28 protein-coding genes and 1 tRNA gene are annotated in these 26392 nt (G+C 63.5%); 21 read left to right on the top strand and 8 right to left on the bottom strand.

The features are described 5' to 3' along the window. The 6 genes from Q0L57_RS16675 to glpK all read left to right on the top strand — a co-directional run. Positions 1 to 698: peptidase (locus tag Q0L57_RS16675; RefSeq protein WP_296744251.1), on the top strand; the 698-nt coding region annotated here is incomplete at its 5' end. Positions 699 to 800: 102 nt separating this feature from the next. Beyond that, a complete protein-coding gene (locus tag Q0L57_RS16670) occupies positions 801 to 2213 on the top strand; it encodes a pyridoxal-dependent decarboxylase (protein ID WP_296744250.1) in 1413 nt (470 codons plus the stop codon). Positions 2214 to 2318: 105 nt separating this feature from the next. After that, a complete protein-coding gene (locus Q0L57_RS16665; RefSeq protein WP_296744249.1) occupies positions 2319 to 3086 on the top strand; it encodes a DeoR/GlpR family DNA-binding transcription regulator in 768 nt (255 codons plus the stop codon). Between the two features lie 118 nt (positions 3087 to 3204). After that, positions 3205 to 4722 (top strand): glycerol-3-phosphate dehydrogenase, encoded by a 1518-nt coding sequence (glpD, locus tag Q0L57_RS16660; protein WP_296744248.1) that lies wholly within the window; start codon positions 3205 to 3207, stop codon positions 4720 to 4722. Between the two features lie 69 nt (positions 4723 to 4791). Further along, positions 4792 to 5325 carry a hypothetical protein gene (locus Q0L57_RS16655; protein ID WP_296744247.1) on the top strand — a complete coding sequence of 178 codons (534 nt, stop codon included), beginning with the start codon at positions 4792 to 4794 and terminating at the stop codon, positions 5323 to 5325. A gap of 2 nt (positions 5326 to 5327) precedes the next feature. Further along, positions 5328 to 6818, top strand: coding sequence for a glycerol kinase GlpK (gene glpK / locus Q0L57_RS16650; RefSeq protein WP_296744246.1), 1491 nt, complete (start codon positions 5328 to 5330; stop codon positions 6816 to 6818). Positions 6819 to 6871: 53 nt separating this feature from the next. Here glpK and Q0L57_RS16645 read toward each other — a convergent pair whose 3' ends face one another. Then, a complete protein-coding gene (locus Q0L57_RS16645; RefSeq protein ID WP_296744245.1) occupies positions 6872 to 7294 on the bottom strand; it encodes a BA14K family protein in 423 nt (140 codons plus the stop codon). Positions 7295 to 7549: 255 nt separating this feature from the next. On the opposite strand from Q0L57_RS16645, the gene Q0L57_RS16640 reads away from it, so the two are divergent. The 3 genes from Q0L57_RS16640 to Q0L57_RS16630 all read left to right on the top strand — a co-directional run bounded on the left by Q0L57_RS16640 (position 7550) and on the right by Q0L57_RS16630 (position 9246). Next, a tRNA-Lys gene (locus tag Q0L57_RS16640) sits at positions 7550 to 7625 on the top strand. 198 nt (positions 7626 to 7823) lie between these two features. Then, positions 7824 to 7997: a hypothetical protein gene (locus Q0L57_RS16635; protein WP_296744244.1), complete on the top strand. Its 174-nt coding sequence runs from the start codon at positions 7824 to 7826 to the stop codon at positions 7995 to 7997. Between the two features lie 100 nt (positions 7998 to 8097). Beyond that, positions 8098 to 9246, top strand: coding sequence for a hypothetical protein (locus Q0L57_RS16630; protein WP_296744243.1), 1149 nt, complete (start codon positions 8098 to 8100; stop codon positions 9244 to 9246). Positions 9247 to 9275: 29 nt separating this feature from the next. Here the strand turns inward: Q0L57_RS16630 and dprA are convergent, their stop codons facing one another. The 4 genes from dprA to Q0L57_RS16610 are packed head-to-tail and all read right to left on the bottom strand — an operon-like array spanning position 9276 to position 13288. Next, complete coding sequence (gene dprA / locus Q0L57_RS16625; protein ID WP_296744242.1) at positions 9276 to 10403, bottom strand: DNA-processing protein DprA; 1128 nt, start codon at positions 10401 to 10403, stop codon at positions 9276 to 9278. Further along, on the bottom strand, positions 10400 to 10981 hold the full coding sequence (plsY, locus tag Q0L57_RS16620; RefSeq protein WP_296744241.1) for a glycerol-3-phosphate 1-O-acyltransferase PlsY: 582 nt from the start codon (positions 10979 to 10981) through the stop codon (positions 10400 to 10402). The genes dprA and plsY overlap by 4 nt, the downstream gene beginning before the upstream one ends. Positions 10982 to 11039: 58 nt before the next feature. Continuing rightward, positions 11040 to 12326, bottom strand: a complete 1287-nt coding sequence (locus Q0L57_RS16615) for a dihydroorotase (protein ID WP_296744240.1) — start codon at positions 12324 to 12326, stop codon at positions 11040 to 11042. Further along, positions 12323 to 13288: an aspartate carbamoyltransferase catalytic subunit gene (locus tag Q0L57_RS16610; RefSeq protein ID WP_296744239.1), complete on the bottom strand. Its 966-nt coding sequence runs from the start codon at positions 13286 to 13288 to the stop codon at positions 12323 to 12325. Before Q0L57_RS16610 ends, Q0L57_RS16615 begins: the two co-directional genes overlap by 4 nt. A 184-nt stretch (positions 13289 to 13472) precedes the next feature. Here Q0L57_RS16610 and Q0L57_RS16605 point away from each other — a divergent pair, with 184 nt between their 5' ends. The 3 genes from Q0L57_RS16605 (at position 13473) to Q0L57_RS16595 (ending at position 16158) form a co-directional block, all read left to right on the top strand. Continuing rightward, positions 13473 to 15101 carry a DNA alkylation response protein gene (locus Q0L57_RS16605; protein WP_296744238.1) on the top strand — a complete coding sequence of 543 codons (1629 nt, stop codon included), beginning with the start codon at positions 13473 to 13475 and terminating at the stop codon, positions 15099 to 15101. Between the two features lie 155 nt (positions 15102 to 15256). Continuing rightward, on the top strand, positions 15257 to 15817 hold the full coding sequence (locus Q0L57_RS16600) for a hypothetical protein (protein ID WP_296744237.1): 561 nt from the start codon (positions 15257 to 15259) through the stop codon (positions 15815 to 15817). Next, positions 15817 to 16158, top strand: coding sequence for a DUF6105 family protein (locus tag Q0L57_RS16595; protein ID WP_296744236.1), 342 nt, complete (start codon positions 15817 to 15819; stop codon positions 16156 to 16158). The genes Q0L57_RS16600 and Q0L57_RS16595 overlap by 1 nt, the downstream gene beginning before the upstream one ends. Here Q0L57_RS16595 and ruvX read toward each other — a convergent pair. Further along, entirely contained in the window at positions 16115 to 16582 is a 468-nt protein-coding gene (gene ruvX / locus Q0L57_RS16590; RefSeq protein WP_296744235.1) for a Holliday junction resolvase RuvX, read from the bottom strand. The genes Q0L57_RS16595 and ruvX overlap by 44 nt on opposite strands. A 118-nt stretch (positions 16583 to 16700) precedes the next feature. On the opposite strand from ruvX, the gene Q0L57_RS16585 reads away from it, so the two are divergent. The 5 genes from Q0L57_RS16585 (at position 16701) to Q0L57_RS16565 (ending at position 20675) form a co-directional block, all read left to right on the top strand. After that, positions 16701 to 17408, top strand: a complete 708-nt coding sequence (locus tag Q0L57_RS16585) for a metal-dependent hydrolase (protein ID WP_296744234.1) — start codon at positions 16701 to 16703, stop codon at positions 17406 to 17408. 122 nt (positions 17409 to 17530) lie between these two features. Further along, the gene (gene gatC / locus Q0L57_RS16580) at positions 17531 to 17818 is read left to right on the top strand and encodes an Asp-tRNA(Asn)/Glu-tRNA(Gln) amidotransferase subunit GatC (RefSeq protein ID WP_296744233.1); all 288 of its coding nucleotides are present in this window, start codon (positions 17531 to 17533) and stop codon (positions 17816 to 17818) included. A 6-nt stretch (positions 17819 to 17824) separates the two neighbouring features. Next, positions 17825 to 18283, top strand: a complete 459-nt coding sequence (locus Q0L57_RS16575) for a GNAT family N-acetyltransferase (protein WP_296744232.1) — start codon at positions 17825 to 17827, stop codon at positions 18281 to 18283. Next, positions 18283 to 19848, top strand: a complete 1566-nt coding sequence (locus Q0L57_RS16570) for an amidase family protein (RefSeq protein WP_296744231.1) — start codon at positions 18283 to 18285, stop codon at positions 19846 to 19848. The genes Q0L57_RS16575 and Q0L57_RS16570 overlap by 1 nt, the downstream gene beginning before the upstream one ends. Positions 19849 to 19877: 29 nt before the next feature. Then, positions 19878 to 20675, top strand: a complete 798-nt coding sequence (locus Q0L57_RS16565; RefSeq protein ID WP_296744230.1) for a YdcF family protein — start codon at positions 19878 to 19880, stop codon at positions 20673 to 20675. Here Q0L57_RS16565 and Q0L57_RS16560 read toward each other — a convergent pair. Next, entirely contained in the window at positions 20648 to 21367 is a 720-nt protein-coding gene (locus Q0L57_RS16560; protein WP_296744229.1) for a DUF599 domain-containing protein, read from the bottom strand. The genes Q0L57_RS16565 and Q0L57_RS16560 overlap by 28 nt on opposite strands. A 172-nt stretch (positions 21368 to 21539) precedes the next feature. Here Q0L57_RS16560 and Q0L57_RS16555 point away from each other — a divergent pair, with 172 nt between their 5' ends. The 3 genes from Q0L57_RS16555 to Q0L57_RS16545 all read left to right on the top strand — a co-directional run bounded on the left by Q0L57_RS16555 (position 21540) and on the right by Q0L57_RS16545 (position 24288). Continuing rightward, positions 21540 to 22943 (top strand): L-serine ammonia-lyase, encoded by a 1404-nt coding sequence (locus Q0L57_RS16555; protein ID WP_296744228.1) that lies wholly within the window; start codon positions 21540 to 21542, stop codon positions 22941 to 22943. A gap of 85 nt (positions 22944 to 23028) precedes the next feature. Next, a complete protein-coding gene (locus tag Q0L57_RS16550) occupies positions 23029 to 23466 on the top strand; it encodes a DUF1489 family protein (protein ID WP_296744227.1) in 438 nt (145 codons plus the stop codon). A 123-nt stretch (positions 23467 to 23589) separates the two neighbouring features. Next, positions 23590 to 24288 (top strand): molecular chaperone DnaJ, encoded by a 699-nt coding sequence (locus tag Q0L57_RS16545; RefSeq protein WP_296744226.1) that lies wholly within the window; start codon positions 23590 to 23592, stop codon positions 24286 to 24288. A 43-nt stretch (positions 24289 to 24331) separates the two neighbouring features. Here Q0L57_RS16545 and Q0L57_RS16540 read toward each other — a convergent pair whose 3' ends face one another. After that, positions 24332 to 25783 (bottom strand): D-alanyl-D-alanine carboxypeptidase, encoded by a 1452-nt coding sequence (locus Q0L57_RS16540; protein ID WP_296744225.1) that lies wholly within the window; start codon positions 25781 to 25783, stop codon positions 24332 to 24334. Positions 25784 to 26070: 287 nt separating this feature from the next. Between Q0L57_RS16540 and Q0L57_RS16535 the strand changes: the two genes are divergently transcribed. After that, the coding region (locus Q0L57_RS16535) for a phasin family protein (protein ID WP_296744224.1) at positions 26071 to 26392 on the top strand (322 nt) is incomplete at its 3' end.

Genomic DNA, 26392 nt, shown 5'->3' with positions numbered 1-26392 from the left:
GGCTCGTGTTCATGTCGGACACGCGCACCAATGCCGGCATGGATTCGATCTCGACATTCAAAAAGATGCATGTGTGGGAACAGCCTGGCGAGCGCGTCATCGTGCTGATGTCGGCGGGCAACCTCGCCACCACTCAAGCCGTGGTCAGCGTGCTCGACGAACGCAACAAGGCTGTCGGCGATCGTCACGAGAAGTTGCTCGAGACGCCATCCATGTACCAGACGGTGCGGTTGGTCGGCGACACGGTCAAGGAAGTGATCGCGCATTCATCGCCGGACGGTGAGAAAGCCGATTCCTATTTCAACGCCTCCTTCATCCTGGGCGGCCAGATCAAAGGCAGTGCGCCCCGGCTGTTCATGATCTATCCCGAGGGCAACTTCATCGAGTCGACGGACGACACGCCCTTTTTCCAGATTGGCGAGACGAAATACGGCAAGCCGATCATCATACGTGCCTATGACCGGGCCATGAGTCTGGCCGAAACGGTGAAGCTGCTGCTGGTCTCGTTCGATTCGACGCTCAAGTCGAACCTCTCGGTCGGCCTGCCGCTCGACCTGCTCTTCCTCGAAAAGGACGCCTTTAAGGTCGGCCTCAACAAACGGATCGGCCAGGACGACCAATATTACCGGACGATTTCGGACGGCTGGTCGAACGCGCTGAAGGTCGCCTTTGCCAGCCTGCCCGATTTTCCGGGGTAGGGCTCCCGGCTACGCGCGGTTGCCTTGATGTATTTAACATGTTAATCAATCGGCGATAAATCAGCCTGCCAGCCGAACATGGCGGGTTGCCGGGAGGGATAGATGGACAACGAGCAATTCCGCGACTGGTCAAGGCGCGCCGCTGATTGGGGCGTAGACTATCGTGCGGGCCTGCGGGACCGGCCGGTGCGGCCGGCCATCGCGCCCGGCGAGATATTCCGCAGCATCGAAGCATCTCCGCCCGAGACAGCGGAGCCGATGGACAAGATCTTTGCCGATTTCGAAGAAAAGATCGTGCCCGGCATGACGCATTGGCAGCACCCGCGTTTCTTTGCCTATTTTCCGGCCAACGCGGCGCCGGTCTCCGTGGTGGCCGAGTATCTGGTTTCGGCGATGGCCGCGCAATGCATGCTGTGGCAGACATCGCCGGCGGCCACCGAGCTCGAGACACGTATAGTCGACTGGATGCGCCAGGCTCTCGGTCTTCCCGAAGGTTTTTCGGGCGTGATCCAGGATTCGGCGTCCTCGGCGACGCTGGCCGCGGTGCTCACAATGCGTGAGCGGGCGCTTGACTGGCAGGGCAACAAACAGGGTCTGGCCGGGCAGGCGAGGCTGCGCGTCTACTCCTCGGATCAGGTCCACACCTCGATCGACCGCGCCATCTGGGTCGCCGGCATCGGTGAGGAAAACCTCGTCCGCATACCGGTCTCCGGCCGTTTCCGCGCCATGGACACGGCCGCGCTGGAAAAGGCCATCATCGCGGACAAGGAGGCCGGCCTGCTGCCTGCCGGCATTATCGCGTGCGTGGGCGGCACCAGCACGGGCGGCACCGATGACATTGTGGCTGTCGTTGCCGTCGCCAAGCGGCACGGGCTCTATCTGCATGTCGATGCGGCGTGGGCCGGATCGGCCATGATCTGCCCGGAATACCGGCATTTCTGGGCCGGCGTCGAAGGTGCCGATTCCATCGTCTTCAATCCGCACAAGTGGCTGGGCGCGCAGTTCGACTGCTCGATCCAGTTCGTCAGCCAGCCGGAAGACCTTGTGCGCACGCTGGCCATCAAGCCGGACTATCTGAAGACCAGGGGCCATGACGGGATCATCAACTACTCGGAATGGTCGGTGCCGCTTGGACGACGCTTCCGCGCGCTGAAGCTTTGGTTCCTGCTGCGCGCCCACGGGCTTGAAGGCCTGCGGACGATGATCCGCAATCACGTCGCCTGGAGCGAGGGCCTGGCCGCGCGCCTTGCCAAGGAAGCGGATTTCGAGCTCGTCACCGAACCGATGCTGTCGCTGTTCTCTTTCCGGCATCGCGCCCCTTCCGGTGCCGATCCGGACGAGCACAATCTGCGCCTGGTCGACGCGATCAATGCTGACGGCCGCATCTATCTGACGCAATCGCGCGCCGATGGACAGGTCGTGATCCGCTTCCAGGCCGGCCAGTTCGAATCGACGCCGGCTGACGTCGACATGGCTTTCGACGTCGTCACCGAAATCGCCCGGCGTCCCGTTTGACCCCGCGGCGTTTCGCTTTCTGAAGGTTTCGTTAGCCGGACTACGCCTTTTCACTGTTTTCGTTTTCCGATATAAAAAGGGAAAACGAAAACGGGAGGATGCCCGATGTTTCTTTCGCCGCGCCATGCCGAGATCATCCAGATGGCGAAGGATCACGGCCGGGTACTGGTCGATGACCTAGCGACGCATTTCAGCGTGACGCCGCAGACCATCCGCAAGGATCTCAACGACCTCTGCGATCAACGGCTGCTCACCCGCATCCATGGCGGGGCGCTCTTCCCCTCTGGCATCGAGAACATGGAGTACGAGGCGCGGCGCAAGATCGCCGCCGATGAGAAGGAGGCGATCGGGCGGGCGGCGGCTAAGCTGATCCCCGACAACGCCTCGCTCTTCATCAACATCGGCACCACGACGGAGGCCGTCAGCCAGGCGCTTCTCGACCATAGCGGGCTTATGGTCATCACCAATAACATCAATGTTGCCAACAGGATGCGTATCTATCCGTCGATCGAGGTCGTGATCGCGGGCGGCGTGGTGCGTGGCTCTGACGGCGGCATCGTCGGTGAGGCGGCCGTCGATTTCATCCGCCAGTTCAAGGTCGACTACGCCGTCATCGGCGCCTCGGCAATCGACCATGACGGCGCGCTGCTCGATTTCGATTTCCGTGAAGTTAAGGTAGCGCAGGCCATCATCGCCAATGCGCGGCATGTCATCCTGGTTTCCGACCGGACCAAGTTCGAACGCACGGCGCCGGTTCGCATCGGCCATCTTTCGCAAGTCAACACCTTCATCACCGACCGTTGCGACATCCCGTCGGTGCGCAGGATCTGCGAGGAAGCGGAGGTCCGTATGATCGAGACGGCCGTCGGATAGAGCGCGGGTTGTCGCTTTCCTGCGATATTTCGTTTGACATTCGTTATTGGTTCGAAATAATCCCGCCACGCTTTCGTAGGGCGCAAAAGCAGCGTCATGCGAAATCGTTGGAGGCCCCATGGACGCATCCCAAATCCATGACATCTTCGTTATAGGCGGCGGCATCAATGGCTGCGGCATTGCCCGCGACGCCGTTGGCCGTGGGTTTTCGGTGTATCTCGCCGAGATGAACGATCTGGCCAGCGGAACCTCCTCCGGCTCGACCAAGCTGATCCATGGCGGCCTGCGCTATCTCGAGTTCTACGAATTCCGGCTGGTGCGCGAGGCGCTGATGGAGCGCGAGGTGCTGTGGAAAATCGCGCCGCATATCATCTGGCCGATGCGCTTCGTGCTGCCATACGCCAAGGGCCTGCGCCCGGCCTGGATGATCCGGCTTGGCCTGTTCCTTTACGATCATATCGGCGGGCGCAAGCTGTTGCCGGCGACGAAGACGCTGGACATGGCCACCGACCCGGCCGGCAAGCCGTTGAAGCCGCTGTTCCACAAGGCATTCGAATATTCCGATGGCTGGGTCAACGATGCGCGCCTGGTCGCGCTGAACGCCCGTGACGCTGCCGACCGTGGCGCCATCATCCGCACCCGCACGAAGGTGGTTGGTGCGCGACGCGACGGCGACATCTGGACAATCCAGGTGCAGAACAAATCGACCGGCGAGGCCGAAGAGGTTCGTGCGCGGCTTCTGGTCAACGCCGCCGGACCGTGGGTCGACCATGTGCTCGCCGAGGCCATCGGCAAGAACAACGTGCACAATGTCCGGCTGGTGCAGGGCAGCCATATCGTCATCAGCAAGAAATTCGACGATCCGCGCGCCTATTTCTTCCAAAACAAGGACGGCCGCATCATCTTCGCCATCCCGTATGAGGAAGAATTCACGCTGATCGGGACCACCGACCGCGATTTTCCGGGCGATCCGCACGACGTTAAGATCAGCGATACTGAGATCGACTATCTCTGCGCCGCGGCAAGCGAGTATTTCTCGCAACCCGTCAAGCGCTCCGACATCGTGTGGACTTATTCGGCGGTGCGCCCGCTCTACGACGACGGCGCCTCGAAGGCGCAGGAAGCGACGCGCGACTATGTGCTGAAGGCCGATGGCGGGGAGGGTGCGCCGCTGCTGAATGCCTTCGGCGGGAAGATCACGACCTTTCGCCGGCTGTCGGAATCGATGCTGGAAAAGATCGAAGGCTTCCTCGGCAAGCGCGGCAAACCCTGGACAGCGGACGCGCCGCTGCCCGGCGGCGATTTTCCGGTCACCGGCTTCGATGCCCAGGTCGCCAAGCTCAAGAACGCCTATCCGTTCCTCGAGCAGCGGCTGGCGCGCAGGTTCACCCGGCTCTACGGCACGCGGGCAGCGAAGCTGCTCGGCACCGCCAGATCGATTGCCGATCTCGGCCGCGACTTCGGCGCCGACCTCTACGAGGCGGAGGTGCGCTATCTCGTCGAGAACGAGTGGGCGGTCACCGCCGAGGATGTGCTGTGGCGCCGGACCAAGCGCGGCCTGCATTTCAGCGGCGAGCAGACGGCGGCTCTGGAAGAGTTTATGCGTGGCAGCCGCCATGTCGCTGCGGCGGAGTGATGATGAACTGGCTGGAAACAAGGTTGTGAAATATGCCTTGGCGGCCCCGGCAGATCTCAGGATCGAACTTTGATTTTCTCGCCTTTTCGTCGCGCCGCATCTTGGTCACCGGCCGTGGTTGACGGGAGCGGAGAGGAACTCTTCCCGCCAGATTTTGTGCTCGAATTGGCCGAGCTGCATCTGCTAGGTCAACAAAGCGCGATCGAGGGTGCGTGGAGACCGTCTCCAGCGCGATTGGACCAAATCCTGCACGAGCCTGAACTGAGGCTGGCGTATGAACTCCTCCCAGAGATTGTAGCGGAATATGTTTTGAGAAGGATTTCCGCGCCGAGGAGCTTCGATTACTTGCTCAAAGACAGGGATGGACAGCCGCACTCATTCAAAGTCACGCTGCATCCTGTTGTTCCGGCGGTTCACAATTTTCTTGCGAGTGGGCTGCTGCCTCAGTCAACTGTGCGGATCATTGGCAACAGCTCAAGTTATGCCGCAGCCGTCTCCAAGGCATTGGATGCAGGGGAAGCCCTGGCGGATCTGTCGGTCATTGTCGCTCCGATCGGCTTAACCCTTCACAACGGCAAACTTGAGATCACAGGGGGAGCTTGAAGTTGGCGAATTTCATTCTCGCAATCGATCAGGGGACGACATCTTCCCGTGCCATCCTGTTCGACGACAAGATGACAGTCGCGGGCACTGGCCAGCAGGAGTTCACGCAGTATTATCCGGCCTCCGGCTGGGTCGAGCATGATCCGGAGGAAATCTGGTCGAGCGTGGTGGCCACGGTGAAAGGCGCACTGAAGGCCGCGGGCCGCGAGGCCTCGGACGTGGCGGCGATCGGCATCACCAATCAGCGCGAGACGGTCGTCATATGGGACAAGGCGACCGGCAAGCCGATCCACAATGCCATCGTCTGGCAGGACAGGCGCACCGCACCACTTTGCCAAAAGCTCAGGAAGCAGGGGCTGGAGAAGAAGTTCACCCGCAAGACCGGCCTGCTGCTCGATCCGTATTTCTCCGGCACCAAGATCGCCTGGTTGCTGGACAAGGTGAAAGGCGCGCGGAAGCGCGCCGAAAAGGGCGAGTTGCTCGCCGGAACCATCGACAGTTTCCTGATCTGGCGGCTGACCGGCGGCAGGGTGCACGCCACCGACGCCACCAATGCCTCGCGCACGCTGGTCTACAACATCGAGAAGAATGTCTGGGACGAGGAACTTCTCGCCATCCTCAAGATACCGTCCGCGCTGCTGCCGCAGGTGAAGGATTGCGCCGACGACTATGGCGTCACCGAGAAGAGTCTCTTCGGTGCTGAAATGCGAATACTGGGCGTCGCCGGCGACCAGCACGCGGCGACAATCGGCCAGGCCTGCTTCGAGCCCGGCATGATGAAATCGACCTACGGCACCGGTTGCTTCGCGTTGCTCAATACCGGGACCGACCTGGTGCGTTCGAAGAACCGGCTGCTGACCACCATCGCCTACCGGCTGAACGGCAAGACAACCTACGCGTTGGAAGGCTCGATCTTCATCGCGGGTGCCGCCGTGCAATGGCTGCGCGACGGCATCAAGGTGATCGGCAAGGCAGAGCAGAGCGGCAAGCTGGCGGCGGAAGCCGATCCGGCGCAGCAGGTCTATTTGGTGCCTGCCTTCGTGGGGCTCGGCGCGCCGCACTGGGACGCCGACGCGCGCGGCGCGATCTTCGGGCTGACGCGCAATTCGGGGCCGGCGGAGTTCGCCCGGGCTGCACTTGAATCCGTGGCCTACCAGACCCGGGACCTGCTCGATGCCATGCGCAAGGACTGGAAAGGCGCCTCGGCCAGGACGGTGCTTCGGGTCGACGGCGGCATGGTGGCATCCGATTGGACCATGCAACGCCTGGCCGACATTCTCGACGCGCCCGTCGACCGTCCGACCGTTCTGGAGACGACCGCGCTCGGCGCGGCCTGGCTGGCAGGATCGAAGGCCGGCGTTTGGCCGAAGGCAAACGAGTTTGCGATGACCTGGGCGCTTGATCGACGATTCAAGCCTGACATGGATGCCGCCACGCGTGCTGCGAAGCTTGCAGGATGGAAGCAGGCGGTGAGCAGGACTTTGAGCTCATGACCAAAGGCGGCAGGCAGGCGTGGGGTTCAGGCCGCCTGCCTGCATGGCATGCATCAGTAAGGTGAGCGGCATTCACGCCGCACGCCGCCGCTGCCTAAGTAGGTGTTGTCGTAGGCGCGGTATGAGCGGTAGTGGTCATAACACCACTGCACATGCGCATCGCCGCGGTAAGCGCCGTTTTCGCTATTGACAATAGCGCCGGTGATCAGTGCGCCCGCGGCAAATGCAGCCAGCGGAAACCAGTAGTCACCGTGCCGACGATAGCCCGGATGGTAATCCCGGTAACCGCGGTAACCGTTCCACGAGGTGCCGCCATCACGATGCCGCATCCAAGGCCTGTACTGGATCGTCTGGACATCCGATGTCGCGCTTTGCGCTTGCGGAACAAACACTTGAGCAGCGTTTGCCGGCACTGCCATCGCGGCGAACGAAGCCGACAACGTGGCGGCAAGCAGGCCCGATATGATCTTTTTCATTGGTCATTCTCCTTGACAGGTTGACGTCCCATTTTCTTGGGGAACGGAGAATGGGTGCGATGGTTCCGTCGGAAGCCGGGCATCGCTCCGAGCGAGGTCTTTTCAGCACCAGGACCCAAGCGTTAACGTGCAACCAGAAAGAGGGGCCGAGGCGCTCCTAAAAGCCGCAAGGGAAGTCCGCTTTTTCCGGTTGACCGGTCGCGGCACTCTCCCTATGTTCCGCGCAATTTCGAGGGCGGCGTTTCCAGCCCGCGGGAGCGCGTAGCTCAGCCGGTAGAGCAACTGACTTTTAATCAGTAGGTCATGGGTTCGAATCCCATCGCGCTCACCAACAAATTCAATCACATCGGATAGCCAGTTCTTCCGCCAGCACATTCCATATTAGCTGTCGCTTGTATGCATCTGGAATCAGGATCATGGTTTGCGAGTGCAAGGGCAGGCGCGCAGAGATCGCGCGGAAAGTCCACTCCGCATCGCGGTTTGCTTGTGGAGCGCCGCACCTGCAAGCTCGGATCGAGGGGGGATAAAATTGGCTGAGAAAAAAGTCATCGCGATCAAAGACTGGACCTGTGCGATGAACGATGAGCTTGGCCGGGTAGCGTTGACGCTCAATCCTACCGACGGCGAACCCGTAGTAGTCTTGATGACGATCTTCCAGGCGGCGAAGATCGGGCGCGAACTCCTGTCGCCGAAACGGACCTAGCCATCGTTTTACACAGGCGTTGTTGTCAGCGGGCTAAGCCGGGTACCCGAACTTGTCGCGAGACAGGGCCGTGGGTAGGATCGGTCTTCCCCAGGAGGCCATGACCATGGCAATCGACCTTTCGGCGGATGCTTCAGCCCCTAGACCGGCGACACCCGGCAGATATCTCTTCGGCCCGGTCGCCGACTTCCTCATGCTGGGTGGCAGCGCGTTTCTGATCCTGCCGGTCCTGTTCCTTGTCCCGCTCGAATATGAGGGGCTGCTGGCCGCCACGATGGTCTTCGTCGCCTATCTGGTGAACTATCCGCACTTCGCCCATTCGTACCAGATTTTCTATCGAAACTTCGCACGCAAGGTGAGCGGCGACGGTTACGACAGAAGCCTACAGCTTCGCTACATTTTCGCGGGCATCTTGGTTCCCCTGATCATGTGCGCGTTCTTCGCCTATGGCGCGGCGACGTCGAACGCGCGCCTGTTGGGATATGCGGCCAACGCGATGTTCTTCTTCGTGGGTTGGCACTACGTCAAGCAGGGCTACGGCATGCTGATGGTCGACGCCGTCCTCAAACGCAAATTCTTCGACGAGCGGGACAAGAAGGTGCTGTTGGTCAACAGCTATGCCGTGTGGATCCTTGCCTGGCTGCAGACGAACACGGTGGTCACGCAAGGGCAGTATTACGGACTGCAGTATTATACATTTGCCGCTCCGTCCTGGATTACCGATGTGGCCCTTCTCGCGGCGGTCGCATCCACGGCCACGACAATCCTCATGCTGATCAATCGTTGGCGCCGCAATGGCGGTGCGTTGCCCTATAACGGCTTGGTGGCCTATGTCGCGTCGCTCTATCTGTGGATCCTGATTGCCAGAATAAACCCGCTCTGGCTGCTCGTCGTGCCGGCGCTCCATTCGCTGCAATATCTGGCGGTGGTCTGGCGCTATCAGACCAATGTGGAACGCGACGTCGCGGATGCCGAAAAGGACCCCGAACCGAAAGTCCTGTCCGTCGTGGGCCCGCTCTACAGGCTTCGGGTCCTGGGCTTCATCGTCGGGGGCGCGGCGCTAGGGTATCTCGGTTTCTGGCTGATCCCTTTCGTGCTGACCGCCTTGATCCCTTACGACAAGGCTGTGCTCGGATCCTCGCTATTCTTCTTCATCGTGCTGATCTTCATCAACGTCCATCACTACTTCCTGGACAATGTGATGTGGCGCCGGGGCAATCCGGAAGTGTCCAAATACCTGTTTCGTTAGTGATCCGACCGACAACCCTCGCCGGGGCGTCACGAAACCAGTGACACGTTCCCGCCAGCATGGCGCTCGATCCTGCCGGCGAGGTCGAGTTCTAGCAGCACCATCGCGATTTGCGCCGCGCTCAAGCCCGTGTGGCGGATGATCTCGTCGACCGCAATCGGCGTGGGGCCGAGCGCCTCCAGCACATCGACGCGCTGGTTTTCGCCGGGTGGCGGCGTCCAGGACAGGTCAAGCTGTTCGGCCGGCGGCGTGGCGCGAGGAATGCGAGGACCGGCGAGTGGCGCCAGCGCATCGAGGACGTCGGCGGCTTCGGTCACGAGCGTGGCGCCGTCCTTGAGAAGCGTATTGCTTCCGGCCGCGCGCGGATCGAGCGGCGAACCCGGCACCGCGAAGACCAGCCGGCCCATCTGGTTGGCGAGGCGGGCGCTGATCAGCGAGCCCGAACGCTGGGCTGCCTCGACCACGACGAGCCCCAGCGCCATGCCAGCGACAAGGCCGTTGCGGCGCGGGAAATCCTGCGCGCGCGGCTGCCAGCCGAACGGCATTTCCGAAACGATAGCGCCGCCATGCGCGACAATTTCGTTGCACAGATCCGCGTTTTCCGGCGGGTAGGGGGCATCGAGGCCACCCGCCAGCGCCGCGACCGTTCCTGTCGAAAGACTGCCGCGGTGCGCGGCCGTGTCGATGCCGCGCGCCAGGCCGGATATGATGGCATAACCCTCGCGGCCAAGATCAGCGGCCAGCGTCCGCGCCATCTTGATCCCGGCCAGCGAGGCATTGCGGGCCCCGACGATCGCCACTGCCGGCAGCCGGAACACCGCGCCTTCGCCCTTGATGGCGAGCAAGGGCGGCGGGTTGTCCAGTGTCTTGAACAAAGGCGGATAGTCGGCCTCGCCTATGCCTACGAAGCGGGCGCCGGCGCGCCGCGCCGTTTCCAGTTCCGCCTCGGCCTCCGCGATAGAGGGAATGCGCGCAACCCGGCTCGCGCCACCCGAAATCATCAGTTCGGGCAGCATTTCAAGCGCCGCTTCGGCTGAACCGAAGCGATTGATCAACTCGCGGAACGAGGCCCGGCCGACATTCGGCGTGCGGATCAGGCGAAGCCAGCTCAGCCGCTGCTGGTCGCTGAGGCGCGGGCCGGCGGCCGGCTTGCTCATCCCTTGCCTCCGATCTTGCCCTCCGTGCCAGAGAGAAGCCGCGAGATGTTCTCGTGATGCCTGGCGATGACGATCAGGCTCATCACCGCGAACAGGCCTGCAATCTGCGGTGTGCTGAGAAAAAAGAGCGCGATCGGCACTGCCACCGCCGCCGTCAGCGCGGCGAGCGAGGAGTAGCGGAAGAGGAAAGCCATCGCCAGCCAGACGACAGCGAAGACAAGCGCGCCTTGCCATGCCAAGCCGAGCAGCACGCCGAGATAGGTGGCGACGCCCTTGCCGCCCTTGAAGCCGAGCCAGATGGGGAAGAGGTGGCCGAGCAACGCGCCGAAGCCGGCGGCGAGCGCGAACTCAGGCGCGAAATGCCCGGCAATCAGCACCGCGGCGGTGCCCTTCAGCGCATCGAGCAGCAGCGTGGCGGCGGCAAGCCCCTTGCTGCCGGTACGCAGGACATTGGTCGCGCCGATGTTGCCGGAGCCGATCTTGCGCACGTCGCCCAGGCCGGCGGCTCGTGTCAGCAGGAGACCGAACGGAATCGAGCCGAGCAGGTAGCCGAAGATCAGTGCGAGCCCGTAACCCATTGTTTCCCCCACGTTTCTTGTATCGTCGGCCTGGCCGCGATGCCGTCCCGGCCGACGTTCAGGCGGAAAACACTGTGCGGCCCGCAACCATCGTTTGCAAGACCTTGCCCTGGAGGCGGGCGCCTTCGAAGCAGGTGTTCTTCGAGCGCGAACGCAGGCCGCCTTCGCTGACGATCCAGGGCTCGTCGAGATCGATGACGGCGAGATCGGCCGGCGCGCCCGGCTTCAGCGTGCCTCCCGGCAGACCGAACAATCTTGCCGGCGCGGTCGAAAGCGTCTCGATCAGTCTGGTCAGTGGCAGGTCGCCATTGTGGTATAGCCTCAGCGCAACGCTGAGAAGCGTCTCCAGACCGATGGCGCCGGCGGCGGCGTCGGCGAAGGGCAGGCGCTTGGTGTCGACGTCCTGCGGATCGTGCGAGGAGACGATGATGTCAATCGTGCCGTCCCTGATCGCCTCGACCATCGCCAGGCGGTCGTCCTCGTCGCGCAGGGGCGGGTTCAGCCGGAAGAAGGTGCGATATTCGCCGACATCATTCTCGTTGAGCGACAAATTGTGAATGGCGACGCCGGCCGTGACATTGGCGCCGTCGGCCTTTGCCCGGCTCACGGCGCCAGCCGCCATCGCGCTCGAGATCTTGGCCGCGTGATAATTGCCACGCGTCAGCCGCGCCAATGCCAAATCGCGCTCCAGCGGGATCAGTTCCGCCTCGCGCGGAATGCCGGCAAGGCCGAGCCAGCTTGCATAAAGCCCCTCGTTCATCACGCCGGCAGATGCGAGATCCCTATCCTGAATCTCATGAGCGATCACGCCGCCGAAATCGCGCGCATAGGTGAGCGCCCGGCGCATGACCAGCGCATTGTCGATGGTGTGGCGGCCGTCGGTGAAGGCTACCGCGCCGGCCTCACGCAAGAGACCGAACTCGGTCATCTCGCGGCCTTCGAGGCCCTTGGTGATCGCAGCCGCCGGGAAGATGTTGACGCTCGCCGTGTCTCTCGCCGTGCGCAGCACGAATTCGACCAGCGCCACATTGTCGATGACCGGGTCCGTGTCCGGCATCATGACGACGGAGGTGACGCCGCCGGCAGCCGCGGCGACGCTTGCCGAAGCGATCGTCTCGCGGTGCTCGGCGCCCGGCTCGCCGATGAAGACACGTGCGTCGACAAGCCCTGGAACGATCGTCTTGCCGGCGCAGTCGACGACGGTCGCGCCTTCCGGGGCGCCCTGGTTCAGCGCCGCCTTGCCGGCGGCGGCGATCCTGCGGCCGTCGACGATGACGGCGCCGACCTCGTCGATGCCGCGCGATGGGTCGACAATGCGCGCCTTGCTGAAGACCGTCATGCTCATGCGCCGCGTCCCTCATGGTTGCGGCGCGGGTCGAGCAGCGCTTCCATGACCGCCATGCGCACGGCCACGCCCATCTCGACCTGTTCCTGGATGACGCTCTGCGGTCCGTCGGCGATCTCCGAGGCGATCTCGACGCCACGGTTCATCGGCCCCGGATGCATGACCAGCGCATCCTCCTTGGCCGCTTTCAGCTTTTCGGCGTCGAGGCCGAAGTAGCGGAAATACTCGCGGACCGAAGGCACGAAGGCGCCTTCCATGCGCTCGCGCTGCAGGCGCAGCATCATCACCACGTCGGCGTCCTTCAGGCCCTCGGCCATCGAGCGCGACACGATCACGCCCATCCTGTCGATGCCCGACGGCAAAAGCGTGGAGGGGGCGACGACGCGCACCTGCGCGCCGAGCGCGTTGAGCAGCATGATGTTGGAACGGGCGACGCGCGAATGCAGGATGTCGCCGCAGATCGCCACGATCAGCTTGGACAGCGGCCCCTTGGCACGGCGGATGGTCAGCGCGTCAAGCAATGCCTGTGTCGGGTGCTCATGCGCGCCGTCGCCTGCATTGACCACCGAACACCCGACCTTCTGCGCCAGGAGCGCGGCGGCGCCCGCCGACTGGTGGCGGATGATCAGGATGTCCGGCCGCATGGCGTTGAGCGTCATGGCCGTGTCGATCAGCGTCTCGCCCTTCTTCACCGAAGAACTCGCCACCGACATGTTCATGACGTCGGCGCCGAGCCTTTTCCCCGCCAGCTCGAAGGACGATTGCGTGCGGGTAGAGGCCTCGTAGAACAGGTTGATCTGGGTGCGGCCGCGCAGCGTCGAGGTCTTCTTCTCAGGTTGGCGCGAGATGGCCACCGCACGGTCCGCGCGGTCGAGCAAAAGCTCGATGTCGGCGGGGGAAAGATCGCGGATGCCCAGAAGATGGCGGTGAGGAAAGAGCGGCAGGGACGAAGCGTCGGTCATCTCAAGGCGCTGCTATAGGGTGCGGTCTTGCAAGCCGCAAGCGCCAGCTTTGGATAGCGGGCGTTCTCCCCGGTATTTTCGTCGCGCGCGCGGCAGGGCTTGGGCTATAAGGCGCGATGGCTTCGGATTCGTGACCGCGGCCCCGAGATGGTAAGGACCGCTCCTGCCAACTGAAGGATTGGGCGTGACCGACGACGTGATCAACCAGCCGCCGCCGTTGACAGGCGGCAATGCGTGGCGGGGCGATCCGTTGCTCATCCAGCTTGCCGAGCGTTTTTCCGACCCGGTGCGCAAGGATCTCGACGCTCTCGGCAAGTTCGCCATGACCCAGGAGGCGCAGGAACTTGCCCGCCTCGCCAACACCGACACGCCGAAACTCAGGACGCATGACCGCCAGGGCCGGCGCATCGATCTGGTCGAGTTCCACCCCGCCTACCACGCGCTGATGCGCCGCTCGATCGCCGGTGGTCTGCATTCGTCGGTCTGGGAAAATGGCGATGCCGAGATCGGCCGTCGCCATCAGGTGAGGGCGGCGCGCTTCTATCTGACCGCCGAGCTCGAGACGGGGCATCTCTGCCCGATCACCATGACCAGCGCCTCGCTGGCGGCGCTGATGGCGAGTCCCAAGCTGTTTCGCGAATGGGCGCCGCGTGTGACGACGCGCAAATACGACCAGAGCCAGAAGCCACCGGTGCAAAAGACCGGGCTGACACTCGGCATGGGCATGACCGAGAAGCAGGGTGGCACCGACGTGCGCGCCAATCTCACCAAGGCCGAGCGTACCGGCAGCGGCTTCTATCGGCTCACCGGGCACAAATGGTTCATGTCGGCGCCAATGTCGGATGCCTTCCTGGTGCTGGCCCAGGCCTCGGAAGGACTGTCCTGCTTTCTCGTGCCGCGTATCCTCGGCGACGGGTCCGGCAACGGTTTCCGCTTCCAGCGGCTCAAGGACAAGCTCGGCAATCGCTCAAACGCCTCGTCGGAAGTTGAGTTCGTCAATGCCATAGGCGAGATGGTTGGCGATCCCGGCGCCGGCATCAAGACGATCATGGACATGGTGACGCTGACCCGGCTCGATTGCGCGGTTGCCTCATCGGCGATCATGCGGGCGGGGCTGGCCGAAGCCGTCCATCATACGCGGCATCGCCAGGTTTTCGGCGCCAGTCTCATCGACCAGCCGCTGATGCAGCGCGTGCTTGCCGATATGGCGCTAGACGTCGCCGCAGCCACGGCGCTGTCGTTCCGCCTGGCGCGCTCCTTCGACGAGGCGGCGAGCGATCGAGGCGAGGCGGCCTTCGCCCGCGCCATGACGCCCGTAGTCAAATACTGGGTCTGTAAGATCGCGCCGGCGCTGCTCTATGAAGCCATGGAATGCCTCGGCGGCAATGGCTACGTCGAGGAAGCCCCTCTTGCCCGTTACTACCGCGAGGCCCCGGTGAATGCGATCTGGGAAGGCTCGGGCAACGTCATGGCCCTCGATGTGCTGCGGGTGCTCGGCCGAGCGCCCGGCCTGTTCGAGGAAGTGCTCGCTGGCATCGATCGCGACCTCGGCGCCGGCGGCCGCGGCACCATCGGCGTGCTCAAGGCGGCGATGCAGGTAGCGTCGACCGACGAGGGGTCGGCCCGCCTGCTCACCGAGCAGCTCGCGCTGGCGGCGGCAGCGGCGGAACTTCGCCGGCTGGGGGCAGGGCGGATCGCTGACGCCTTCGTCGAGACCCGGCTCGGCGGCCAGTGGCGCACCACTTATGGAATGCTCGATTCGCGCCATGACGCGCGCATGATCATCGACACGCTCTACCCGCCGCTTACCTGAGCGCAGCCACCATACGGGCGATCGCTGGCCTGTGGATGGCCGTTAACCTTAACAAATGGTTTCCATTGCAGGAAACTACCGCAAAGCCCACTCTCTGACTCGAGTAGGGAAGGGTTAACCATGGCCTATCCCGGACTCCGCCAATCGGGAAGCGTATGCGCCACGTACTGACCTCATTCCTGGCCTTTCACTGGGCGGTCGTTTTCGCTCTGCTGGCCTACATCTGCATCGATGGCGATCGCGGCATCGCCGCGGCTCTCGGCGTGCTTGGCGTTTCCGTTCAAGGCGGCGGTTTCCCCGGTCTTCAGCACGCCGTCGTGGTGGGACCGCTCTCGGTCGCATTGCTGATCGTGGCGGTGCTGTTCTGCTGGGCCTTCGTTGAAACGCTGCTCAACATCACGGCGAGGCCGGATGGCGGCGATGCCGTGGTGCGGACGGCCTTTTTATCCGCTTCGTTTCTTCTGTCCCTGGTTCTCATCGGCGGAGTCGCGCAGGGCATCAACGGGCTGTTCATGGTGGTCGCGATCCAGATGACGGCGCTGCTTGCCTCCTACGTCGCCGTGCTTGCCGAACGTCGCTCCTCGCTTGCCGCCGTGACTGTGCATGAGGGCGACGCGCGGGCCGCGGCCCATCGGATGGCGATGGGCGCCGCGCACAGTTCGCTGCTTTCCAGAATCTCCGGCCAACCGGAAACCAAACCGGGGGGGCGACGCTGATGCGTACCCTGTTGGCACTCTGGGCAATTCCGACTGGTCTGTTCTGGGGCTGGTTCTTCCTGTCGCTCAACGACATCAATTTCGGCTACGTCATGCTTAGCCGGCAACTGCACGACCTGGTCTTCCAGCTCTACGGCCAGATACTTGGCGTCGATCCGGCGATCATCCCAGGCATGGTGGCTCGCGCCTGTGTGTTCGACACTTTCCTGGTCATGGGTTTGATTGCATTCCGGCGCCGCCGTCAGATCGCCGAATGGATCAGGCAGCGACGGCAAGGTCCGATCAGTTCCGATCGGCTCAGCCGAGCGACTGAAGCCGGTCCAGGACTCCCTGCAGAATAAAGGCGGCCGCGGCCGAATCGATCTTGCCGGCGCGCTTCCTGCGCGAGAAGTCCATCTCTATCAGTGTGCGTTCCGCCGCGACCGTGGACAGTCTTTCGTCCCAAAGCACGAACGGCAGATCGGACAAAGTCGCCATGTTGCGGGCGAAGGCGCGGGATTTTTGCGCGCGTGGCCCTTCGGTCCCGTCCATGTTGACGGGGAGGCCGAGCGCGATGGCCCCGACATTGTCCTTCTCAAGCTGCGCCAGCAGCGCGGCCGCATCCAGCGAGAATTTCTTGCGCAGGATGACCGGGCGCGGGTGGGCGAAGGACAGCCCGCGGTCGGAAACCGCAACGCCGATCGTCTTGTCGCCGAGATCGAGGCCGGCCAGCGTCCTGCCGCCAGCTAGCCGTTCCGGCAATTCCTCGATTGAAATAACGCCCACCGGCCTCACCTGACATCCGGGCGTCACACTTCCTTTTGACGTTGGGAAGCGTTGCGCCACTTTTAATTTGTTGCCAGCGTTCTATCCTCCGGCAACGGAAAAATCGAGGAAGCCCATCATGAAACTGACCTGGTACGGACATTCGGCATTCCGCGTCGAGACCAAGGACGCCACCATTCTCATCGACCCCTATCTGATCGGCAATCCGTCCTGGACCGGCGGCTGGGAGGGGCCCGCGGAAGGAGTGACCCACGTTCTCCTGACCCATGGCCACAACGACCATGTCAGCGGCGCGGTCGAGGTTCTGAAGAAGAGCGGCGCCATGCTGGTCGCCAATTTCGAAATCTGCATGTATCTCGTCGGGCAGGGCGTGAGCGACAAGACGATCAACCCGGGCAATATCGGCGGTACCGTCGATTGCGGTCCGTTCACCACCACCTTCGTCCAGGCGCTGCACTCGTCCTCTTTCGGCGGCGCCGGCGGCGCCAATACCTATCTCGGAAATCCGGGCGGGCTGGTCCTGCATTTCCCGGAGGACAAGACGCTCTACCACATGGGCGATACCGACATTTTCTCCGACATGGCGCTGATCAACGAGTTGCACGAGCCGCAGGTCGGCCTCGTGCCGATCGGCGACCGCTTCACCATGGGCGGTGCCGTGGCGGCGCTTGCCTGCCGTCGGTTCTTCGGCTTCGACACGGTCGTCCCCTGCCATTTCGGCACCTTCCCGATGATCGACCAGACCGCCGACAAATTCGTCTCGGGCATGGACGGGTCGGGCGTTAACGTAGCGCTACCGGAGATTGGAAAGGCGATCACGATCTAAAGCGCGAGCGTCGAGCCGGCGCCGGAAGCTATCAGCAGGCCTGTTCCATTCGGCACGATCGATGTTGCGCCTCAAGCGTTGCGCCGCTATAGCCCGCACTGGTTTTCCCGAGGCGATAGAACATGTCCGTTGATCTCAAGACCGTGAAGCGTGTCGCTCACCTAGCCCGCATTGCCGTGAGCGAGGAGGATGCCGAACGCATGACCGGCGAGTTGAACGCCATCCTCGGCTTCGTCGAGCAACTGAACGAGGTCGACGTCTCCGGCGTCGAGCCGATGACCTCCGTCACGCCGATGGAGATGAAGAAGCGGCAGGACGCAGTCACTGACGGCAACAAGGCCGCCGACATCGTCGCCAACGCGCCGGCCACGGAAGAGAACTTCTTCCTCGTTCCGAAGGTTGTGGAGTAGGAGGCCGTGGCTGTCGAGATCGCCGTCGAGACGCCGTTGCAGGATGATGTGCGCGCGCTGGTTGCGGAGCTGAATGCGACCCTCCTCGAGCTGACGCCGCCGGAGCATTGCTACCACCTGACCGTGGAGCAGATGGCCGGCCAGGACACGACCGTGTTCATCGCGCGCGACAATGGCCTTGCCGTCGGCTGCGGGGCACTGAAGCGCCACGACGCCACGGTCGGCGAGGTGAAGCGCATGTACACACGGCCCTCGCATCGCGGCCAGAAGATCGGAGCGCGGATCGTCGAGCGGGTCGAGGCGCTGGCGCGGCAGGACGGGCTGAAGCGGCTGGTTCTGGAAACCGGCGACCGCCATCCCGCCGCCTGGGCAGTCTATGAGCGCGCCGGGTTCTCGCGTTGCGGACCGGTGCTGGATTATCCCGACTCCGAGTGGTCGGTGTTTTACGAAAAGAGCCTTGCCTGATGAGCGATCTCACACATCTCACCATTTCCGAGGCCCGCGCCAAGCTGCGTGGCAAGGAGATCACCGCGGCCGAGATCACCGAGGCCTATCTCTCGGCGATCGAGCGCGCCAATCCGGTGCTCAACGCCTATGTCGCCGTGACCGCCGATAAGGCCCGCAACATGGCGAAAGCCTCCGACGCCAAGCTTGTGAAAAGCGAAGGTGGCGCGCTGGAAGGCATTCCGCTCGGCATTAAGGATCTGTTCGCCACCGAAGGCATCCACACCCAGGCCTGCAGCCATGTGCTGGACGGCTTCAAGCCGCGTTACGAGTCCACGGTCACCTCGAACCTGTGGGCGGACGGCGCGGTCATGCTTGGCAAGCTCAACATGGACGAGTTCGCCATGGGCTCGTCCAACGAGACTTCGTATTATGGACCGGTCATCAATCCCTGGCGCCGCTCCCGCCTCGATACGGTGGTGATGCCGACGACGCATCAGGGTGACGGCGGTTTTGTATCGGCCGGCGGAACGAAGACCGCGCGTACGTTGGACAACGCCCAGCTTGTGCCGGGCGGCTCGTCCGGCGGTTCCGCGGCGTCCGTTGCTGCTTTCCTTTGCGCCGGCGCCACGGCAACCGACACCGGCGGGTCGATCCGTCAGCCGGCCGCCCTGACCGGCACGGTCGGCATCAAGCCGACCTATGGACGGTGCTCGCGCTGGGGCGTCGTGGCTTTCGCCTCCTCGCTCGACCAGGCCGGGCCGATTGCCCGCGACGTGCGTGACGCCGCGATCCTGTTGAAGTCGATGGCTTCGGTCGATCCGAAGGACACGACCTCGGTCGATCGCCCGGTGCCGGACTACGAAGCCGCGATCGGCAAGCCGATAAAGGGCATGAAGGTCGGCATTCCGAAGGAGTATCGCGTCGACGGCATGCCGGAAGAGATCGAGGCGCTGTGGCAGAAGGGCATTGCCTGGCTGAAGGATGCCGGCGCCGAGATCGTGGACATCTCGCTGCCGCATACCAAATACGCTTTGCCGGCTTATTACATCGTGGCGCCTGCGGAAGCATCGTCCAACCTCGCCCGCTATGACGGCGTGCGCTACGGCCTTCGCGTCCCCGGCAAGGACATCGTCGACATGTACGAGAAGTCGCGGGCCGCCGGCTTCGGCCGCGAGGTCAAACGCCGCATCATGATCGGCACCTACGTGTTGTCGGCCGGCTATTACGACGCCTACTACCTGCAAGCGCAGAAGGTGCGCACGCTGATCAAGCGCGACTTCGAGAACGTCTTTGCAGCGGGCGTCGACGTCATCCTGACACCGGCAACGCCTTCGGCCGCCTTCGGCATCGCCGACGAGGACATGGCCTCCGACCCGGTGAAGATGTACCTCAACGACGTCTTCACGGTGACGGTGAACATGGCCGGCCTTCCGGGCATTTCCGTGCCCGCCGGCCTCGATGGCAAGGGCCTGCCGCTCGGCCTGCAGCTCATCGGCCGGCCGTTCGACGAGGAGACCCTGTTCCAGACCGGGCATGTCATCGAGCAGGCGGCGGGCACATTTCAGCCGGAAAAATGGTGGTAGAATCGTCCCTCAGCTGAACGGGGTAAGGGATGTTCTTCGTTCTTTCCAAGGTCTTCTGGTTCTTCAGCCAGCCGCTCAACCTGGCGATATTCCTGCTGCTCGCCGGCCTCTCGGCGGCGTCGTTCGGCCGGCGGCGGCTCGCGGGCACAGGCGGCGTGCTCGCCTTCCTGATCCTCGCGGTCTCTACCTGGACATCATTCGGCGCAATCATCATCAGTCCACTGGAAGAGCGCTTCCCACGTCCATCGGCACCGGATCATGTTGCCGGCATTGTCGTACTTGGCGGCGGCATGGAAGGGCAGATCAATTTGGTGCGCGGCGGCTACGAGTTGAGCACCGCCGGTGATCGTTTCGTCGAGACGGCGGTGCTGGCCCGACGCTATCCCGAAGCGAAAGTTGTGGTTTCCGGAGGCTCTGGCGAACTCGTTCTCGAAGGCGAGGGCGACGCCGCCACGGCGCAGCGCCTTCTGACCGCGCTTGGCGTGGCGCCCGATCGATTGATCCTGGAAAACAAATCCCGCAACACCTACGAGAATGCCGCCTTCACAAGGGCGCTGGTATCGCCGAAACCCGGTGAAACCTGGCTCCTGGTGACATCGGCTTTTCACATGCCGCGCGCCAAGGCGCTCTTTGACAAAGTTGGGTTCGCGACCGTTCCTTGGCCGGTCGATTATCGCACGTCCGGCAAGGAAGGCGTCAGCCTGTTCGCCGACAATCCGCTAGATGCGCTTGAAACGACCACAGTGGCGGCCAAGGAATGGACGGGACTCGTGGCCTACTGGCTGGCCGGGCGTATCGATCAGCCCTTCCCCGGACCGGGCGGCTGACCGATCACAGCCTGGCGCGCCGCGGAGAAGAATTGCCGGCGCACCAGTACCGCCAGGAGCACGAGCGTCGAAACCACGAACACGACCGGGTCGACGAACCAGCCGAGATAGCCGATCGAGAAGAAGACGGCGCGCAGGCCGGAGTTAAAGTGCTTGCCGGCGAGCACGTTCATCCGCGTCGCCCGCCACACCGCGGTTTCGCTGACCGGATTGCGCGAAGCTTCGCCATGCTGGGTAGGCACCGCGCCGATCAGGATCGAGCAGTAGTTGAACAGCCGGTAGGCCCAGCCGAACTTGAAGAAGGCGAAGGCCAGGATCAGCACGAGGCCGAATACCTTGATCTGGAAGGATTCGCGCGAGGCGGCCGCGCCGAACGGCAGGCCGGCCAACACCTGGAGCACACGGTCGGACGCGCCGAGCAGGGCAAAGCAGCCGCCGAGCGCGATCAGCGAACTGGAGGCGAAGAAGGCCGTGCCTTGTTGCAGGCCGTTCATGATGGCGGTTTCGACGATTCGGATCTCGCGCTCGGCCATGTTGCGCATCCAGGCCTCGCGCTGGGCGTTCATTGCCGTGGTGAGCGAAACGCGGCGGACCAGCTTGCCGTCCGAGGCCAGCGTGTGCAGCACCCATACCACAAGGAAGAAGGCCAACGCCGCCAGGTCGGCCATCGAAAGATGCAAGGAATCGCCCATGCCTTCCTTCTACCACAGGCAAAGCGGGCGCTTCGACGGCCCGACATCGGGCGATGTCGCTGGCGGAGCAAACAAGGTCGGCTCACGCTGCGACGCGGTCCGCAAAACAGCGGAAACATCGCGGCAATTCCTATATGTAGAGTTTCGGTAGGGCTTCAGGAGACGACAGCGCGTGTTCCTTTCGGTTTTCGACCTCTTCAAGATCGGCATCGGACCATCGAGCTCGCACACGATGGGGCCGATGACGGCCGCGCGTCGTTTCCTGGACGAGATCCTCGCCGGCGACTGGCCGCGACCGGCCGGCGTCAATGTCGACCGCATCGGCGCCAGCCTGCATGGCTCGCTCGCCTATACCGGCATCGGCCACGGCTCGGACCGCGCGGTCGTGCTGGGGTTGGCCGGCGAGTCGCCACAGACGGTCGATCCGGACGAGGCCGACGGTATCGTTGCCCGCATCGCGGCCGACAAGCGTATTTCGCCGCCCGGACATCCAAGCTATCGCTTCGATCCGGCCAAGGACCTTGTGCTCGATCGCAAGACGCCGCTGACCGGGCACGCCAACGGCATGGCCTTCTACGCCTATGACGCATCCGACCGGCTGCTGCTCAAGCGCATCTACTATTCGATCGGGGGCGGCTTCGTCGTCTCCGAGGAAGAGCTGCAGCGCATGAAGGCCAAGGGGTCGGTGACGACCGAAGGCAAGAAAGTGCCATATCCCTTCAAGAATGCCGTCGAGATGCTGTCGATGGCGGCCAAGAGCGGGCTATCAATCGCCGAGATGAAGCGCGCCAACGAGGAAAAGCACATGTCGCGCGAGGAGCTGGATGCCGGCCTCGACGCGATATGGGGTGCGATGAAGGGCTGCATCGACCGCGGCCTGTCGCAGGACGGCATCATGCCGGGCGGCCTGAAGGTGCGCCGCCGTGCTCGCCAGCTACACGACAAGCTGCAGGAGCAGTGGCAGCAGAACCGACCCAATCCGCTGCTCGCCAACGACTGGCTTTCGATCTACGCCATGGCGGTCAACGAAGAGAATGCCGCCGGCGGTCGCGTCGTCACGGCACCGACCAACGGCGCCGCGGGCACGCTGCCGGCCGTGCTGCGCTACTGGCTGCATTTCCATCCGGAGGCTGACCAGCCGAGCATCCGCGATTTCCTGCTGACCGCAGCCGCGGTCGGCGGCATCATCAAGTCCAACGCTTCGATCTCAGGCGCCGAGGTCGGTTGCCAGGGCGAGGTGGGATCCGCCTCGGCGATGGCTGCCGCCGGCCTCTGCGCTGTCATGGGCGGCACGCCTGAGCAGGTCGAGAACGCCGCTGAGATCGCACTCGAACATCATCTGGGCATGACCTGCGATCCCGTCGGCGGCCTTGTGCAGGTGCCGTGCATTGAGCGCAACGCCCTTGGTGCGGTCAAAGCGGTGACCGCCGCTTCTTTGGCCATCAAGGGCGACGGCACGCATTTCGTGCCGCTCGACGCCGCGATCGAGACCATGCGCCAGACCGGGCTCGACATGAACGAGAAGTACAAGGAGACCAGCCTCGGCGGTCTAGCGGTCAACGTCGTGGAATGCTGAGGTCTTACCAACAGTCCGGGGCTGGCCCTGTGGAGAAGTCGCCGCGGGCGTTGACGGTCCGCACTGGCTGGCTAAATCTTGGAGCATGGCTCTCAATCTTCTAAAGCTTTGCGTCGGCTGCGACAGCGTCGAGGATCTGGAGGAATGGATCGCATTCCGTCTCGACGAGCGGCGCCGGGCCGGCGAGCCGGCCGAACACTGGCACACCACCCGCATGGTGCCGACGCGCGGCGACGAGATCACCGATGGCGGTTCGCTTTACTGGGTGATCAAGGGCAGCGTGCAGTGCCGGCAGTTGATCACGGAGATCCGGCCGTTCGTCGACGGCGAGGGTATCGGGCGTTGCCATCTGGTGCTCGATCCGCAGGTCGTGCGCACCGACTGGCAACCGCGCCGCGCCTTCCAGGGCTGGCGCTATCTCAAGCCTTCAGATGCTCCCGCCGATCTCGGCAAGGGCAGGGCGGCGCTGGCCGAAATGCCGCCGAAGCTGCGGCTCGAGCTCGCCGAACTCGGCCTGCTGTAACGCCCGCCTCAGCTGTTGCTCCTTTGCTGGACCTTCGGCTCGCGCGGCCTGGGGGCTTGCAAGCCGCCGACCGACACCCCATCCTGATTTGATGCACAATCATCCGGAAGGCGACGCGAACCGATGGGCGTGATCATCGCATTGGCAGCGGTGCTTGTGGTGCTTTTCGGCGCCGCCACACTCTTCGTGCAAACCGATCCCGCAAGGATGGCGAGCGGCCTGAGGACGATCGGGCCGGCGCTGCTCGGCCTGGTCGGCGCTCCCATGTTGATCATTGGCCACAGCCTCATCGGCGGCCTGCTGCTGGTCGCGGCGATGGTCGGGTATGGCTGGGTGCGAACCAGACGGCCGACGGCGAAGACCGGTGCGACCATACGCTCGACCGTGCGCACGGCGGCGCTTGAAATGGAGCTCGACCATGACAGCGGCAAGCTCGAGGGTCTTGTCCTTGCCGGCCGCTATGAGGGCAAGATGCTGGGCGCGATGGGGGCCACGGACCTGCAGCAGCTCTATGGCGAGCTGCGCTCCGATCCCGAAAGCCGTCAGCTGCTAGAGACGTATCTTGACGGCCGATTTCCCACCTGGCGCAAGGACGCGCAGCCGGACAGTCGCGAAGGGCTGGGTGTTGCGCCAGGTGCGGGCGCCATGACTAAGGAGGAGGCCTACAAGATCCTTGGTCTTGAAGCGGGGGCTGCCGCGGCGGATATCCGCAAGGCGCACCGCCGCCTGATGCAGCGCCTGCACGCTGACGTCGGCGGCACGTCTGTCCTGGCGGCGCGGATCAATGAAGCCAAGGACGTCTTGCTCTCCAATCACGACTAGTCTCCTTCGACGCAGAACTTTTCCGGGGAGCTTCGAACGCCGCTTACTGCTGGACGGCGTAGCACGAGATCTTCTTTCGCTTCAGGGCATCGCAGGCCTTCCAGGCGGCGTCCTTTGAGCCGAAGCCGCCGAAGCGGGCGCGGTAGTAGGTGACGCCGTCATTGTCGAAGGCGACCGTGAAGCCGGAGGCATCGGCCAGCACTTTCGGGGCCTGCTTGCTGGTCTTGTCCAGGAGGGCCTGGGCTCCGGACTGCGTGGGCGAGGAGGCGACCTGCACGGCCCATCCCGACGGCACGGACGATGTCTTGACCGGATCGATTGCCGGCGCTGCCGCGGCAGCCGGCTCGGCGGCGTAGGCGGCGACGGTCTGGGAAGGGGTTTCCTGCGGCGCCGGAGCAGGGGCCATTGCAGCCACGGCTACCGTCTTCACCTTCTTCACCTGGATCACCGGCTTGGTTTCCTCGGCGACGTCCTCGTCCGCGGCATTCGCGTCGGCGACCTGGGTGTCGTCATCGTTCGACGCAACGGCATCGTCATTGGCAGCCGGTTTTTCGTCCGGGGTCGGTGCGTCATGCTTCGGCAGGAAGACCTTCGCCAGGGCCTTCATCGGAGTGTCGCCACCCTTGGCGATCAGATTGCCACCGCCACGCGTGGAAGCGCGCGGCAGATAGGTATGGATCAGCGAGGCCATTTGATTGTCGCGGCTGCCGCCGGATGTGCCGCCCATCACGACCGCGACGAGGCGACGGTCGCCGTCGGCGACGGAGGAGACGAGGTTGAAGCCGGAGGCGCGCGTGTAGCCGGTCTTGATGCCGTCGACACCCTTGATGCGGCCGAGCAGGCGATTGTGGCCGTTGATGCGCTGACGACCATAGAGGAATGAGCGCTGCGAAAAATACGGGTAGTATTGCGGGAAATGTTCACGCAGCGCGATGCCAAGCATCGCCATATCGTGAGCGGTGGTGAACTGACCCGGGTCGGGAAGGCCGTTGGCGTTGCGGAAGACGGTGCCGTTCATGCCAAGTTGGCGTGCCTTCGCCGTCATCATGCGGGCGAAATTGTCTTCGCTGCCGCCGAGCAATTCGCCCAGCGCGGTCGCGGAATCGTTGGCCGACTTAGTCACCATCGACAGAATGGCGGTCTCGACCGGGACCGAACCGCCGGCGCGCACGCCGAGCTTGGTCGGCGGCTCCGAGGCCGCGCGAGCCGAAAACGGCACCGGCGTGTTCTTGCTGATCCGGCCTTTCGCCAGCGCTTCGAAGGTGAGGTAGAGCGTCATCATCTTGGTGAGCGAGGCGGGATAGCGGCGACCGTTCGCGTCAGCCGAGTAGAGCACCTTGCCAGTCTTGGCATCGATGACGATGGCCGCCGACTTGGCGGCCAAGGCGGAAGCCACGTCGGCCGCGACAACCGTCACCGCGAGCGCGGCGATCATGATTGCCTTGAAAAATGAGAATGAGGATTTGGAGACGAATCCCGACAACGCCTGACGCACCGCTACTTACCCTGAATTTTCGTTGCCCCGGAGGCGGCTAAGGGAGTGCCTGCCTCGCTTCCGGCCAAACTATCAAGGCCAGCGTTACCAATCCGTTTATGGTAACCGCCGCGTTCACCATTTTTCGGCGATTTGAGCTTTTGTTTATTCGATTCTTAGGCTTTGCCGCCGCTGGACGCCTTGCCAGGCAAGGGAAACCTTGACTTTTGTGCAGCGCACAATATATTGAGGTGCATTGCACAAGGGCGCCCGGGGCTAAAGGGCGTTTCAACCAAGGGAAGTATGAAATGACCCAGACCTATGAGGACTTCGCGAAATACGGCAAGGAATTTGCCGACACCGGGCTGAAGAGCTTTGCCTCGCTCGCCAAGGGCGCGCAGGCGATCGCCACCGAAGCCGGCGAGTACACCAAGAAGAGCTTCGAGGCCGGCAACGCCGCAGTAGAGAAGCTGTTCGCCGCCAAGTCGATCGAGAAGGCCATCGAGGTCCAGACCGACTACGCCAAGCAGAGCTACGAGAGCTTCGTGGCCGAGGCCAGCAAGATCGGCAACCTCTATGCCGAGCTCGCCAAGGAAGCCTACAAGCCGTTCGAATCGGTCGTCGCCAAGG

The sequence above is a fragment of the Mesorhizobium sp. genome (assembly GCF_024509055.1).
GTDB lineage: Bacteria > Pseudomonadota > Alphaproteobacteria > Rhizobiales > Rhizobiaceae > Mesorhizobium.
Note: the sequence above shows the minus strand (reverse complement) of the source record. Positions and strands in the feature narration are given on the sequence as shown.

Excerpts from the sequence above, each read along its gene's own strand:
- Q0L57_RS16595 (WP_296744236.1), top strand. The coding sequence starts at position 15,817 with ATGCGTACCCTGTTGGCACTCTGGGCAATTCCGACTGGTCTGTTCTGG.
- Q0L57_RS16645 (WP_296744245.1), bottom strand. The coding sequence starts at position 7,294 with ATGAAAAAGATCATATCGGGCCTGCTTGCCGCCACGTTGTCGGCTTCG.
- Q0L57_RS16550 (WP_296744227.1), top strand. The coding sequence starts at position 23,029 with ATGGCTCTCAATCTTCTAAAGCTTTGCGTCGGCTGCGACAGCGTCGAG.
- dprA (WP_296744242.1), bottom strand. The coding sequence starts at position 10,403 with ATGAGCAAGCCGGCCGCCGGCCCGCGCCTCAGCGACCAGCAGCGGCTG.
- Q0L57_RS16585 (WP_296744234.1), top strand. The coding sequence starts at position 16,701 with ATGAAACTGACCTGGTACGGACATTCGGCATTCCGCGTCGAGACCAAG.
- glpD (WP_296744248.1), top strand. The coding sequence starts at position 3,205 with ATGGACGCATCCCAAATCCATGACATCTTCGTTATAGGCGGCGGCATC.
- Q0L57_RS16560 (WP_296744229.1), bottom strand. The coding sequence starts at position 21,367 with ATGGGCGATTCCTTGCATCTTTCGATGGCCGACCTGGCGGCGTTGGCC.
- plsY (WP_296744241.1), bottom strand. The coding sequence starts at position 10,981 with ATGGGTTACGGGCTCGCACTGATCTTCGGCTACCTGCTCGGCTCGATT.
- Q0L57_RS16665 (WP_296744249.1), top strand. The coding sequence starts at position 2,319 with ATGTTTCTTTCGCCGCGCCATGCCGAGATCATCCAGATGGCGAAGGAT.
- Q0L57_RS16545 (WP_296744226.1), top strand. The coding sequence starts at position 23,590 with ATGGGCGTGATCATCGCATTGGCAGCGGTGCTTGTGGTGCTTTTCGGC.
- Q0L57_RS16610 (WP_296744239.1), bottom strand. The coding sequence starts at position 13,288 with ATGACCGACGCTTCGTCCCTGCCGCTCTTTCCTCACCGCCATCTTCTG.
- Q0L57_RS16565 (WP_296744230.1), top strand. The coding sequence starts at position 19,878 with ATGTTCTTCGTTCTTTCCAAGGTCTTCTGGTTCTTCAGCCAGCCGCTC.
- Q0L57_RS16615 (WP_296744240.1), bottom strand. The coding sequence starts at position 12,326 with ATGAGCATGACGGTCTTCAGCAAGGCGCGCATTGTCGACCCATCGCGC.
- Q0L57_RS16600 (WP_296744237.1), top strand. The coding sequence starts at position 15,257 with ATGCGCCACGTACTGACCTCATTCCTGGCCTTTCACTGGGCGGTCGTT.
- Q0L57_RS16670 (WP_296744250.1), top strand. The coding sequence starts at position 801 with ATGGACAACGAGCAATTCCGCGACTGGTCAAGGCGCGCCGCTGATTGG.
- Q0L57_RS16630 (WP_296744243.1), top strand. The coding sequence starts at position 8,098 with ATGACCATGGCAATCGACCTTTCGGCGGATGCTTCAGCCCCTAGACCG.
- Q0L57_RS16570 (WP_296744231.1), top strand. The coding sequence starts at position 18,283 with ATGAGCGATCTCACACATCTCACCATTTCCGAGGCCCGCGCCAAGCTG.
- gatC (WP_296744233.1), top strand. The coding sequence starts at position 17,531 with ATGTCCGTTGATCTCAAGACCGTGAAGCGTGTCGCTCACCTAGCCCGC.